The organism is Paracoccaceae bacterium (genome assembly GCA_019454225.1).
Lineage (GTDB): Bacteria > Pseudomonadota > Alphaproteobacteria > Rhodobacterales > Rhodobacteraceae.
The window spans coordinates 3914821-3926874 of record CP075370.1; the positions used below are offsets into that span (position 1 = coordinate 3914821).

The 12054-nt window shown below is 71.1% G+C and carries 11 protein-coding genes; 7 read left to right on the forward strand and 4 right to left on the reverse strand.

Annotation, left to right across the window (positions count from 1 at the left end):
* Positions 1 to 21: 21 nt before the first annotated feature.
* The 5 genes from KF887_18595 (at position 22) to KF887_18615 (ending at position 4554) form a co-directional block, all read left to right on the forward strand.
* Positions 22 to 1065 (forward strand): extracellular solute-binding protein, encoded by a 1044-nt coding sequence (locus tag KF887_18595; GenBank protein ID QYK41349.1) that lies wholly within the window; start codon positions 22 to 24, stop codon positions 1063 to 1065.
* A gap of 123 nt (positions 1066 to 1188) precedes the next feature.
* Positions 1189 to 2019: an ABC transporter permease gene (locus KF887_18600; GenBank protein ID QYK41350.1), complete on the forward strand. Its 831-nt coding sequence runs from the start codon at positions 1189 to 1191 to the stop codon at positions 2017 to 2019.
* Positions 2016 to 2783: an ABC transporter permease gene (locus KF887_18605; protein ID QYK41351.1), complete on the forward strand. Its 768-nt coding sequence runs from the start codon at positions 2016 to 2018 to the stop codon at positions 2781 to 2783. The genes KF887_18600 and KF887_18605 overlap by 4 nt, the downstream gene beginning before the upstream one ends.
* Positions 2780 to 3814 carry an ABC transporter ATP-binding protein gene (locus KF887_18610; GenBank protein ID QYK41352.1) on the forward strand — a complete coding sequence of 345 codons (1035 nt, stop codon included), beginning with the start codon at positions 2780 to 2782 and terminating at the stop codon, positions 3812 to 3814. Before KF887_18605 ends, KF887_18610 begins: the two co-directional genes overlap by 4 nt.
* Positions 3811 to 4554: an MBL fold metallo-hydrolase gene (locus tag KF887_18615; GenBank protein ID QYK41353.1), complete on the forward strand. Its 744-nt coding sequence runs from the start codon at positions 3811 to 3813 to the stop codon at positions 4552 to 4554. The genes KF887_18610 and KF887_18615 overlap by 4 nt, the downstream gene beginning before the upstream one ends.
* Here KF887_18615 and mdoH read toward each other — a convergent pair.
* Together mdoH and KF887_18625 are read right to left on the reverse strand one after the other, a co-directional pair.
* Positions 4536 to 6374 (reverse strand): glucans biosynthesis glucosyltransferase MdoH, encoded by a 1839-nt coding sequence (gene mdoH, locus KF887_18620; protein ID QYK41354.1) that lies wholly within the window; start codon positions 6372 to 6374, stop codon positions 4536 to 4538. The genes KF887_18615 and mdoH overlap by 19 nt on opposite strands.
* Positions 6356 to 7954: a glucan biosynthesis protein G gene (locus KF887_18625; protein ID QYK41355.1), complete on the reverse strand. Its 1599-nt coding sequence runs from the start codon at positions 7952 to 7954 to the stop codon at positions 6356 to 6358. The genes mdoH and KF887_18625 overlap by 19 nt, the downstream gene beginning before the upstream one ends.
* A gap of 209 nt (positions 7955 to 8163) precedes the next feature.
* Here KF887_18625 and KF887_18630 point away from each other — a divergent pair, with 209 nt between their 5' ends.
* Positions 8164 to 8901, forward strand: a complete 738-nt coding sequence (locus KF887_18630) for an endonuclease/exonuclease/phosphatase family protein (GenBank protein ID QYK41356.1) — start codon at positions 8164 to 8166, stop codon at positions 8899 to 8901.
* 23 nt (positions 8902 to 8924) lie between these two features.
* On the opposite strand, the gene bktB is transcribed toward KF887_18630, so the two are convergent.
* Both bktB and maiA read right to left on the reverse strand, forming a co-directional pair.
* Positions 8925 to 10100, reverse strand: a complete 1176-nt coding sequence (bktB, locus tag KF887_18635; GenBank protein QYK41357.1) for a beta-ketothiolase BktB — start codon at positions 10098 to 10100, stop codon at positions 8925 to 8927.
* Positions 10097 to 10759 (reverse strand): maleylacetoacetate isomerase, encoded by a 663-nt coding sequence (gene maiA / locus KF887_18640; protein ID QYK41358.1) that lies wholly within the window; start codon positions 10757 to 10759, stop codon positions 10097 to 10099. The genes bktB and maiA overlap by 4 nt, the downstream gene beginning before the upstream one ends.
* Before the next feature lie 122 nt (positions 10760 to 10881).
* Between maiA and KF887_18645 the strand changes: the two genes are divergently transcribed.
* Positions 10882 to 11991 carry a hypothetical protein gene (locus KF887_18645; protein ID QYK41359.1) on the forward strand — a complete coding sequence of 370 codons (1110 nt, stop codon included), beginning with the start codon at positions 10882 to 10884 and terminating at the stop codon, positions 11989 to 11991.
* Positions 11992 to 12054: the final 63 nt, after the last annotated feature.

Consider the following 12054-nt stretch of genomic DNA (forward strand, 5'->3'; position numbering starts at 1 on the left):
ACCATCCAAAGGGAGACAGCCATGAGAACGACGACCTCCGCGCTCGCCCTTCTGGCGGCGCTTGCCGCGCCCGCCGCCGGGCAGGACCTGAACGCACTGGTGTGGTGCGACCATACGGACCCCGCGCTGATCGCGCCCTTCGAGGCGAAGCACGGCGTGAAGGTGAACCTGAAGGAATACGAAGGCACGGGCGCGGCGCTGTCGATCATCGAACAGTCGCGGCCGGGCGACTGGGACGTGCTGGTGATCGACGGCATCGACGTGCCGCGTGCGGTGGGGCTGGGCATCCTGGCGCCGCTGCCGGTGGAGCAGTTGCCCTATGACACGCTGTTCCCCGAACTGGTGATGGCCGAGAACCATGTCATCGACGGCCAGACCTGGGCGATCTCGGAGAAGTTCGGCTACAACACGGTGTCCTTCAACAAGCAGAAGGTGACGCAGGCCGACCTTGCCGACATGACGCGGCTGTGGTCGGGCGCGTTTGCCGGGCGGCTGGCGGTCTATGACTACTACCTGCCGGTGATGGGGATGGTCGCCGCCGGGCTTGGGCTGAAGACGGCCGAGCTGAGCGCCGCCGACCTGCCCGCGATCGAGGAGGCGCTGCTGAAGCTGAAGGACAGCGCGGCATCGGTGGGCGAGGTCGTGGCCAGCCAGACGGCCATCGCGACGGGCGAGGTTGATATCCTGGTGGGCGGCGGCGAGTGGGTGACCGCCGGCCTGACGGCCGAGAACCCCGATCTGGACTGGATGATCCCCGATCAGGGCGCGGTGCGGTGGTCGCAGTCGATCGGGGTGTTCGCCACGTCGGAGAAGAAGGACCTGGCGGTCGAGTTCGTGAAGCATGTGCTGTCACCCGAGGGTCAGGCGGCGCTGGCCACGTCGTCGTGCTACTGGGCGATGCCGGCCAACGCGGCGGCGGGCACGGTGCTGAGCGATGACCAGAAACGGGCGCTGCGCTGGGACGACCAGGCGGCCTATCTGGCGCGGGCGCAGCTTTACCCCGCGCCGGACGCCGAGCTTGACGCGCTGATGCAGGATGTCTGGACGCGGTTCCTTGCGCGATAGGGCAAGGGCCGCGGCGATCGCGGCCCGGGCTATGGGGGTGCCCCGCTTCCTTGCCGCAGGATCGGGGCGGGCGGCGCGCTGTCGGCCGGTTCGGGGTGCGGGCGGTGCGGCAGGGGCTGCGCGATGACGGCGCGCCGCAGCATCGAGGCCGCCGACCGGGTGCGGGCCGCCGGGCTGGTGCTGCCGCTTGCGGCCTGGACGGCGGCGTTCTTCCTGTTGCCGCTGGCGGTGATGGCACTGACCAGCCTGCGGCCGGGCGGGCTGGCCGCCTATGCCGCGATGTGGAACAGCCCCGAATATCTGGGCGCCTTCCTGAATTCGCTGGAGATCGCGGCGACGGTCACGCTGCTGTCGGTGGCGCTGGCCTATCCGCTGGCCTGGATCGTGGCCGAGATGGTGCCCGCGCGCTGGCAGCGGCTGGCGCTGGCACTGGCGGTGGTGCCGTTCTGGACGTCCTACGTCGTGCGATCCTACGCCTGGTCTCTGGTGCTGGCCCGGCAGGGGGTTCTGAACGGTTGGCTTGAGGGGCTGGGACTGCCCGCGCTGGCGCTGTCGAACTCGCGCGCGGCGGTGGTGATCGGCTTCACGCATTTCTTCACGATGCTGCTGGCACTGACGATCTATGCAAGCCTGGTGCGCCTGCCGCCGAACCTGAAGCGGGCGGCCGCCGATCTGGGTGCCGGACCGGTCGCCACGTTCCGGCACGTGGTCTGGCCGCTGGCGCTGCCCGGAGTGGCGACCGGGGCCTTCCTGACCTTTGCGCTGTGCATCGGCGACTATGTGACGCCGCAGATCCTGGGCGGGGGGCGTGACCTGGCGCTGCCGCAGCTGATCATGCTGCAACTGGGGCGGCGGGGCGACATCGCAGCGGCCTCGGCGCTGTCGCTGGTGCTGATGGCGGCGGTGACGATCGCCTATCTGTGTTCGGCGCGTTTCATGCGGGGGCCACGATGACCCGCTATGCGCTGGCCGCCGGATACATGGCGCTGATCTATGGCTTCATCTTCCTTCCGGTCGCCGTGCTGGTGCTTTTTTCGTTCCAGGACGGTCGGTTGCCGGTGCCGCCGCTGCGCGGCGTGACGCTGCGCTGGCACGCTGCCGTGCTGGCGGATGGCCGGCTGATGGGCGCGCTGGCGCATTCGCTGGCAGTGGCGGTGCTGTCGTCGCTGGCCGCGCTGACGCTGGGGTTCCTGGCGGCGCGGGCCTTTGTCACGGCACGGCTGCCGGGGGCTGCGCTGATGCGCGGGGCGATGGTGGCGCCGCTGTCGGTCAGCTACCTGGTGATCGGGCTCGGGCTGCTGGCGAGCTTCAACCTGATGGGCACGGGCCTGTCGCTCTGGACCGTCGGCATCGGCCACACGGTGATCAATGCGCCGCTCTGCCTTGTGATCTGCGCCGCGGCGCTGGGGCCGGGCGAGGCGCAGGCGGAACGCGCGGCACGCGACCTGGGCGCCTCGGACCTGCGCATCATGTGGCTGGTGACGGCGCCGATGATCGCGCCCGCGCTGCTGGCGGCCTTCCTGCTGTCGGTCACGTTTTCCTGGGACGAGTTCATCATCGCCTTCCTGCTGTCACGGTTCGACACGACCCTTCCGGTCGAGATCTGGTCGCTGCTGCGGGGCGGCCTGAACCCGCGCACCAATGCGGTGGGAAGCCTGGTGTTCCTGGTCTCGGCGCTGGCGTTCCTGGCGGTCGAACTGGGGATGAGGCGGCGATGACGGCGCGGATCGAGGCAACGGGTCTGACGCGCCGCTATGGCCAGGCAACGGCGCTTGCGGGTATCGACCTGACGGTCGAAGCGGGGGAATATGCGGTGCTGCTGGGCCCGTCCGGCTGCGGCAAGACCACGCTGCTGAACATCATCGGAGGCTTTGCCGACCCGTCGGACGGGGTGTTGACCATCGACGGGCGGGACATGCGCGGCGTGCCGGCAGCCCGGCGCCCGACCACGACGGTGTTTCAGGACTATGCGCTGTTCCCGCACATGACGGTGGCCGACAATGTGGCCTTCGGGCTGCGGATGCGGGGCTGGCCGCGCGCGCGCCGGGTGGCGCGGGGCGAGGAGATGCTGGCGCTTGTCGGCCTGTCGGGACAGGGGGGCAAGCGGCCGTCCGACCTGTCGGGCGGGCAGAAGCAGCGGGTGGCGCTGGCGCGGGCGCTGGCGGTGGAGCCGGATGTCCTGCTGCTGGACGAGCCGCTTGGAGCGCTTGACCTGTCGCTGCGGCGGGCGATGCAGGCGGAACTCAAGACGATCCAGCGACGGGTCGGCGCGACCTTCGTGCATGTGACGCATGACCAGGAAGAGGCGATGGCGATCGCCGACCGCATCGTGGTGATGAATGCCGGCCGGATCGAGGACGAGGGGCCGCCCGAGCGCGTATGGCGCGCGCCCCGCAGCCGCTTTGCCGCAACATTCCTGGGCGAGGCGAACCTGATCCCCGCGACGGTGGCGGGCGGCCGGTGGATCAGCGCGATCGGCGACCTGGGAGAGGCAGGGCGGCCCGACGCCAGCCGCGCCACCCTGATGCTGCGACCCGAACACCTGCACCCCGGCCGCGGTGTGCCGGGCCGCTGCCGGATCGCGGCGGCGGTGTTCCAGGGCGCGCATCGCAAGGTGACGGCATTGCCGATGGCCGCGCCCGACCTGGCACTGACGGCGCTGCTGCCGGTGGGGATGGACGCCGGGCCGGGCGATGTGATCGAGTTGGCGGCAGACACCACCCATCTTCATCCGCTGGAGACGCCATGAACCGCATCGACCCGAAGGACTGGTGGCGCATGCGCCCGGGCAGCGACGGGCTGACCCTGATCGACGAACCGATGGTGCATGAATGGTACCGCTGCAACATCTGGCATGTGCGCGGGCGGGATCGCGACATGATGGTGGATTCGGGCATGGGGGTGGTCAGCCTGCGCGACTGGGTGCCGCTGGTGACCGAACGGCCGCTGGAGGCCGTGGCAAGCCACACGCATTTCGACCACATCGGATGCCACCACGAATTTCCCTGCCGGTCCTGCCACGCGGCCGAGGCGCATCTGCTGCGGGCGCCGACACGGCAGAACACCTGGGCCGACAAGTATGTGACCGACGCGATCTTCGAGACGCTGCCGCCCGAACCCTACCGCAGCGACACCTACACGATCGCCCCTGCCCCGGCGACGCGGCTGCTGTGGGACGGCGACGTGATCGACCTGGGCGACCGGCGGTTCGAGGTGATCCACACGCCCGGCCACTCTCCCGGCGGCATCGCGCTGTGGGAGGCGGCGACGGGCATCCTGATCACCGGCGACATCATCTATGACGGCGAACTGATCGAGGGCGAGAGCCCGCTGGAACAGGCGCAGTACCGCACGTCGCTGGAACGGCTCGCGCGGCTGCCGGTGCGTGTGGTGCATGGCGGGCATTTCGCCAGCTTCTCGGGCGAACGGCTGCGCGGGATGGTCGCGGACTGGCTGCGCGCCAAGGACGCTCAGGCCGGGCGGGGCTGAAGCTGCGGCGGGGCGCCGGCCAGCGCCACCGGGCCCGGCGGCCGTTCGGCATCGGCCGTGGGGCAGCGGAACAGCAGGCCGCGCCCGCTGCGCGACAGCGCCACCACCAGCCAGGGCGACACGACCATCGGCAGGGCGATCGGCAGCAGCCAGGGGAACAGCGAGGGGACGGCAAGGCCCGCAGCCAGCGCCGAAAGTCCCGCCAGCACCGCCGGCTGCATCGCGCGCCAGGCATCGGACATTCCGACGGCCCCGGCCGACCGGCGCTGCGGCGGCCATCCGCCATCGCGGCCCCGCAGCACGGCCCAGACGGCGCGGGTCTGCAACAGCATCATCACCGGCGCGATCAGCGCCGACATCAGGAGTTCGGTGACGGCCGAGCGCGCAAAGGCCCTGCGGCCGCCCCAGGCGCGACAGTCGCCGCGCCAGAGCTCGCGCCCCGCGATCAGCAGGCGCGGCGCCAGCAGCAGCAGCGCGGACAGCAGCGTCAGCCCCCATGGCGCGCCAGCCCCCACGCCGTCGGCGGCGGCGACCACCAGCAGCGCCAGCCAGAGCGGAGACGCCAGATAGGCCATGATGCCCTGCACGATCTGCAGCCTGCTCCAGAAAGGCAGGCCGGCCGCGCGCACAAGGCCCAGGTGCTGCAGGTTTCCCTGCGCCCAGCGGCGGTCGCGGCGGGCGTGGTCGATGATCGTCTCGGGCGTTTCCTCCCACGAGCCGCCGAGATCGGGGTCGAACCGCACCCGCCAGCCTGCCCGGGCCAGAAAGGCTGCCTCGATCGTGTCATGCGACAGGATGGACCCGCCAAGCGGCGCCCGGCCGGGCAGATCGGGCAAGCCGCAGGCGGCGGCGAAGGCGCGGGTGCGGAAGATCGCGTTATGGCCCCAGAACGGACCCGTGTTGCCCTGCAGGCGGGCCAGCCCCCGCGCATGCACCGGACCATAGAGCGAGGCGGCAAATGCCTGGGCGCGGGCAAAGAGCGTCTGCGCGCCGGTGATGCGGGGCAGGGTCTGCAGCAGGCCAAGGCCCGGATCGCCCTCGATCCGGCGCAGCATCTCGACAAGGGTGTCGCCCGCCATCAGGCTGTCGGCGTCGAGCACCACGACGAAATCCCACGCCGCGCCGGAGCGCCGCAGGAATTCCGCCATGTTGCCCGCCTTGCGACCGTGGTTGTCGCCGCGCAGGCGGTAGAAGATGCGTCCCTCGCCCGGGGCGAGAACCTCGGACCGAAGGCGCCAGACGGCATCGCGTTCGGCCAACGCCATCGCCGGATCGCGGGTGTCGGACAGGATCGCCAGATCGAAGCGGTGCGACTGGCCGGTGGCGCGCAGGGAACTGCGCATGGAGCGGATGCGGCGGACCAGGGCCTCGGGGTCTTCCTGATGCACGGGGATGGCGATGACGGCGCGCGCGCGACCATCGCTGCGGGACGCCGCCGGGACCGGGGCGGCGCCGGCCATCACGCCGAAAAGCGCGCCCATCGCGCCCCAGGCGACCCAGCCGATGCACAGGAAGATCAAGAGGCCGAGCATCGCCGACAGCATGATCATCCAGGGACCGCCGCCGATCCCGGGCGCGATTGCCAGCACCGCCGCAGCAACCGCGATGGCCAGCGAGGCCGCGGCGGCCGCGATCCGCAACCGGAGCGTCCGCGACGGCAGCGCGGGAAGCGGGACCGGCGACGAGGGTACCGGCGGCGCGGCCACCGACTGCACCGGCATGTCAAGCGGGGCATCGGGCAGCGCAAGCGGATCGACCGGCGTGGGGGCCAGCGCGAAGCCTTGCGGATCGGGCCTGTCCATCATGCTGCGCTTACCCACTGATAGGCCCAGGTCTCGCTGACCGGTGTTCCGTCGGATATAAGGCGGGCAGACATTTCGACGACCGTTCCCGGCGTCGCGCGCAGGTCGATCGTCAGGCGCCAGCCGGCACCGGCCGACAGCGGTTCCAGCACCTGGGTGACAATCTCGGCATCGGCCACACGCAGGTCGGCCGAAAGCACCGGCGGCGCCTGCGGATCGGCGGGCGGCGGCGGCAGGCCGGGCCCCGCGAAATCGACCACGAACTTGCGCTTGCCGAGGGGCGAGGCGACGCCCGAGACCCCGCCCGCGCCCGACCGCATCACCACTGCACGGGCAAGGCGGCCCTCCGGCGGCAGATCGCCCCAGCGAAGGCGCCATGAATAGCTGCGCGCCTCGCCCGCGCCGACGCGCCCGTCACCCGGCACGAAGGCGGCGACGATGTTGTCCTCGGTTTCGTTGGGGGCGGGAATCTCGACCAGCCGCACCATGCCATCGCCCCAGTCGGACAGCGGCGTGACCTCGACAGAGGGGCGGCGGTGATAGAGCGCTTCCAGATCGCGGAAGGAGGCAAGGTCACGGTCGCGCTGATACAGGCCGAAGGACCGTGGGGTGCCCGCAAACAGCGACTGGGACAGCCGGACGGGATTGTTCAGCGGGCGCCAGATCTCCTCGCCGTGCCCGGTCACGATGGCCAGCCCCTCGCTGTCATGGACGCGGGGTCGGTGATCATCGAAGGCGGCGCGGTTCTTGCCGTCGAACAGGTGCATCGAAGTCAGGCAGCCAATGCCCAGCATCTCGACCGCGCCACGGAAATAGAGGCGCGCGGTGACGTCGACCTCGGTCGCCGGGCCGGGGCTGACGGCAAAGCGGAACGCCCCGGCCACGCGCGGCGATTCAAGGCTGGCATGGAACACCACCTGCCGCGCGCCGGGGGCCGGGCGTTCCAGATAGAAGGCGGTGAAACGCGGAAATTCCTCGGGCGATCCGGTCGCGGTGTCGAGCGCCAGCCCGCGCGCGCTGATCCCGTAAGCGCTGCCCTGGCCGAGCGCGCGGAAATAGCTTGCCCCCAGGAAGGCCACCAGTTCGTCCTGCCGGTCGGCCGCGTTCAGCGGATAGAGCAGGCGGAAACCGGCGACGCCGGGCAGCGCCCGGCCATCGGCGGCCAGCGGACCCGCGTCATCCTCGAAATCCGCCGCCGTCATGGTCAGGGGGCGGACCGTGCCGTCCGTGACGTCGAACAGCGCCACGGGTTCGCGATAGAGCCAGCCCGGCGCGAACGCCTGCAGCCCGAAGCCGCCGGCCCCTGCACCCTCCCACCAGCGGGTCTGCGAGCGCCGCCAGCGGATGCGCCGCCAGGCGTCATAGGTGGCGGCCAGCCCGTCGGCGGCGACAAGCACCGGGGGAACATGCGGGCGCTGCGCCGCCGCCCGCATCATCGCGCTGAGCGCGTCGAAATCGAAGGCCGCGCCCTCGGGCAGGACGGGTTCCGCCAGCGCGGGCCGTGCGAGGGACGGGGCAAAAAGCAGGCTGGCCGCGCCAGCAAGAAGTGTGCGACGACGTAGGTTCACTTGGGTGTCCGGATGTGGCGAGGCGGTCATGGCAGGCTATGTCAGAGTCTTCGGCATGCGACGGACCCTCCCCTGACCGAAGCATGCTGCGGCGCGGAATGTGGCCGGAACGCGCCGGGATTCAAGGGCAAAGGACGCATGATCGCCAAAGCTTGCGGGAACTTGCCGAGTCGTGCGGAAACACCGGGCACCGACCCTGTGGGACGGCGGCGCAGGCGTTCGGCACCGGGCGGACGCAGATGACGCTGCGCCTGTCGGTCCTGTCCTGGAACATCCATCGCACGCGCGGCCGTGACGGGCGTGCCGACCCCGCGCGCATCCTGTCGATGATGGAGACGCGGCCCGGATTGCAGGCCGCCGACATCCTGACCCTGCAGGAGGCGGATCAGGACTGCCGTCCGCACCGCGCCCTGCTGGAGGCGGCTGACCTGGAGCGTGCGACCGGCCTGCGCCACGCCCATGCCGGGCCGACGCTGCGGTGGGGCGGGCACAGCCTGGGTTTCCTGGGGGTGGTCGTGCTGTTGCGCCCCGGACTGGAGGTCCGGCGGGCCGAACTGATCGACCTGCCCGGACATTGCCACCGGGGCGCGGTGGTGATCGTGGCCGAGGGAGGCGGCCGCATGTTCCGGCTGATCGCCACGCATCTGTCGCTGTCGCAGGTGCTGCGGATCGCGCAGATGCGCATCATCGGGCAGTACATGGCGCGGCAACCCATGATGCCCACGATACTTGCGGGGGACCTGAACGAGTGGCGGCCCTGGGGCGGACTGGCGCTGTCGCGGGCGGTGACGGGGCGTCGGTGGCAGGGCCCGCGTGCCGCGACCTTTCCGGCGGCACGCCCCCTGCTGACGCTGGATCGCGTGGCCGGATGCGACGGCGCGCGGGTTCTGGCGGTGCGCGCGGTGACCGACCCCGGCATCAGCCTTGCATCCGATCACCTGCCCCTGCGCGCGGATGTGTCGATCGGTGACGGATAGCCGGCCCCCGGGCACGGCCGGGGTCAGACCCGCTCCAGCGCGAGCGCGATACCCTGCCCGCCGCCGATGCACATCGTCACGATGGCGCGGCGCCCGTCCGTGCGCTCCAGTTCGGCCATCGCCTTGACCACCAGGATCGCGCCCGTGGCGCCGACCGGGTGGCCCAGCGCGATGGCGCCGCCGTTCGGGTTCACCCGCGCGGGGTCGAGGCCCAGGGCGCGCGTGACGGCGATCGCCTGCGCGGCGAAGGCTTCGTTCGATTCGACCACGTCGAAATCGCTGGCCTCACGCCCGATTCGGGCCAGCAGGCTGCGGACGGCGGGAACCGGGCCGATGCCCATGACCCGGGGAGCGACCCCGGCGACGGCATAGCCCAGGATGCGGGCGCGGGGCGTCAGCCCGGCGGCGGCGGCGGCATCCTCGCGGGCCAGCACCAGAGCGGCCGCACCATCGTTGATGCCGCTGGCATTGCCCGCAGTCACGCTGCCGTCCTTGCGGAACACCGGGCGCAGGCCCGCCAGCGCCTCGGCACTGGTGGCCTTGGGGTGTTCGTCGGTGTCAAAGACCACGGTGCCCTTGCGCCCGGCCACCTCGACCGGGGCGATCTGGTCGCGGAACCGGCCCTCCGCGATCGCGCGGGCCGCGCGCGCCTGGCTTTCCAGTGCGAAGGCGTCCTGGTCGGCCCGGGTGATGCCATGCTCATCCGCCACGTTCTCGGCCGTGACGCCCATGTGGCCGGTGCCGAACGGGCAGGTCAGCGCCCCGGTCATCATGTCGACCGCCCTGGTGTCCCCCATCTTCTGGCCGAAGCGTGCGGCGGACAGGGCATAGGGCGAACGGCTCATGCTTTCGGCGCCGCCCGCGATGGCGAAATCGGCGTCCCCCAGCATCAGCGCCTGCGCCGCCGAAACCACGGCCTGCGCGCCCGATCCGCAGAGGCGATTGACATTCATCGCCGGTGTCGACTCCGGCACCCCTGCCTGCATCGCGGCGACACGCGACAGATACATGTCACGCGGTTCGGTGTTGATGACGTGGCCCATGACGACCTGCCCGATCCGGGCGGGATCGACCCCGGCGCGCGCCAGTGCGGCCTTCATCGCGATGGTTGCCGTGTCGATGGGTGCCAGGGCGGCCAGCGCGCCGCCGAATCCGCCGATGGCGGTGCGTGCGCCGGAGAGAACAACGATGCCGGTCATGGGGTGGCTCCTTCAGGAATGTGGCGGTCGGGGTGCGCGGCAGCGACGCCCGGCAAGGCGTCTAGTGCCGCCGAAATGCGCAGGATGCGCGGCCAGCGGGCCAGATCGAGCCCGCCGCGGCGGGCGTTGTAGATCTGGGGCACCAGGCAGATATCGGCCTGGGTCACGCTGTCGCCGTGGCAGAAGATGCCCGTCGCGGGATGATCCAGCATCCGCTCCAGTGCGGTCAGCCCGCGTTCCATCACCTCGTTGGCCCAGCCCTCGGGCGTGATGCGGCCGTCGGACAGTTCGGCCACGCGGCGGCGCACCGACAGGTTGGCGACCGGAGCGATCTCCATCGCGATGGCATGGGCCAGCGCGCGCACCCGGGCACGGCCCGCCGGATCGGCGGGCAGGAAGATCGGGCCGCGCGTGTCCTCGAGATAGTCCAGGATGGCCACCGACTGCGTCAGTGTCAGCCCGTCGATGGCCAGCGTGGGCACCAGACCCTGCGGGTTTCGCGCCAGGTTTTCCGGCAACCGCTGTTCACCGGCGGCGATGTTCACAGGCACCGCGCGATAGGCGATGCCCGCCAGGTTCAGCGCGATGCGGACACGGTAGGCGGCCGATGACCGCCAGTAGTCGAACAGCACGGTCTCGGACGGATCGGGGGCGGACATGGGGCACCTCTGGAAGCCTTGCCATGACTGCATGGAAGCCATGCGTGGCGCAAGCGGCGCGCGGGATTGACAGCCCGTGACGCGGCGGCGAGACGGGGCGGAACGCGGATGAGGATCTGGCGATGCGGGCGGACTTGGCGGCGAATCTGGGCCTGCTGATGGCGGGGCTTGTCAGCTTTGTGCTGATGGGTGCGGGGCAGTCGCTGTTCGGCCCGGCGCTGCCCGCCTTTGCGCGCGAATTCGGTATCGGCACCGGGCAGGCGGGGCTGCTGATCTCGGCACACTGGATCGGTTCGGCGGTGGGCGTGGCGCTGATGTTCTGGCGGGGCGAGGCGATCAGCCCGCGCATGGCGCTGGCTGCGATGACCGCAGGGGCCGCGGGAATCGCGGCGGGGCTGGGCTGGTCGTTCACCGTCGCGGCGGCAGTGGTGTTCGGGGTGGGATACGGGTTCTCGACCGTCATCTACAACCGCCGCTTCCTGATCGTGTTCGGGCCGCGCGGACCGTCGATGCTGGCGCTGCTGAACGCGATCTTCGGGATCGGCGCCATCGGCGCGCCGCTGGCCTTTGTCGCCATGGGGTCGAGCCCGGCACTGGCCTATGGCGTGCTGGCGGGGCTTGCCGCGCTGACCTGCATGGCGACCGGGCGAACGGCACCGGTGGCGGCAACGGCGGCGGCAGGGTCGGGGTTCCGGCTTCGCCTGCCGGTGCTTGCGTTCGGCGCGCTTGGCATCGGGGTGGAAGCCTGCCTGATCGGCCTTGGTCCCACCGGGCTTATCGCGCTTGGCGTGTCCGAGACCGGGGCGGCGGGAATGCTGTCGGCGTTCTTTGTCGCATTTCTTGTCGCGCGGCTGCTGCTAGTGCCGCTGGCCGGGGTGGTCGCGCCATTTCCGCTGCTGGCGGGGTCGCTTGCGGCAGCGGGGCTGGGGGCGGCGGCCATTGCTGCGGGCGGACCGGTCTGGCTTTTCGTGGCCATCGGCGGGGCGGCGGCGCTGTTCTTTCCCGCGTTCTACATGACCGGGGTCGCGCAGATGGGACAGGACCCGCGGGTGTCGCCGGTGCTGATCGCGGCGGGGCTGGCGGGGGGCATCTCGCTTCCGCTGATCTTTGGCGCGATCATGGACAGCGCGGGGGCCGAGGTGTTCTTTGTGCTTGTCGCCACTGTCACCGGCGTCACGGCACTGCTCGGCCTGTCGATGATCCGTGGCATGGTGCGGACTGTCCCTGCCTGAGGGGCGGCATCCGGGCTTTTCGGGGCGCTGCCGGGCGGATAGGGTTGTGGCGCGGCCCCGGCT

What these genes read in the sequence shown, in the direction of transcription:
- KF887_18610 (QYK41352.1), top strand. Translation starts at nt 2,780, where the DNA reads ATGACGGCGCGGATCGAGGCAACGGGTCTGACGCGCCGCTATGGCCAG.
- KF887_18595 (QYK41349.1), top strand. Translation starts at nt 22, where the DNA reads ATGAGAACGACGACCTCCGCGCTCGCCCTTCTGGCGGCGCTTGCCGCG.
- KF887_18615 (QYK41353.1), top strand. Translation starts at nt 3,811, where the DNA reads ATGAACCGCATCGACCCGAAGGACTGGTGGCGCATGCGCCCGGGCAGC.
- bktB (QYK41357.1), bottom strand. Translation starts at nt 10,100, where the DNA reads ATGACCGGCATCGTTGTTCTCTCCGGCGCACGCACCGCCATCGGCGGA.
- KF887_18625 (QYK41355.1), bottom strand. Translation starts at nt 7,954, where the DNA reads ATGACCGCCTCGCCACATCCGGACACCCAAGTGAACCTACGTCGTCGC.
- KF887_18600 (QYK41350.1), top strand. Translation starts at nt 1,189, where the DNA reads ATGACGGCGCGCCGCAGCATCGAGGCCGCCGACCGGGTGCGGGCCGCC.
- maiA (QYK41358.1), bottom strand. Translation starts at nt 10,759, where the DNA reads ATGTCCGCCCCCGATCCGTCCGAGACCGTGCTGTTCGACTACTGGCGG.
- KF887_18630 (QYK41356.1), top strand. Translation starts at nt 8,164, where the DNA reads ATGACGCTGCGCCTGTCGGTCCTGTCCTGGAACATCCATCGCACGCGC.
- KF887_18645 (QYK41359.1), top strand. Translation starts at nt 10,882, where the DNA reads ATGCGGGCGGACTTGGCGGCGAATCTGGGCCTGCTGATGGCGGGGCTT.
- KF887_18605 (QYK41351.1), top strand. Translation starts at nt 2,016, where the DNA reads ATGACCCGCTATGCGCTGGCCGCCGGATACATGGCGCTGATCTATGGC.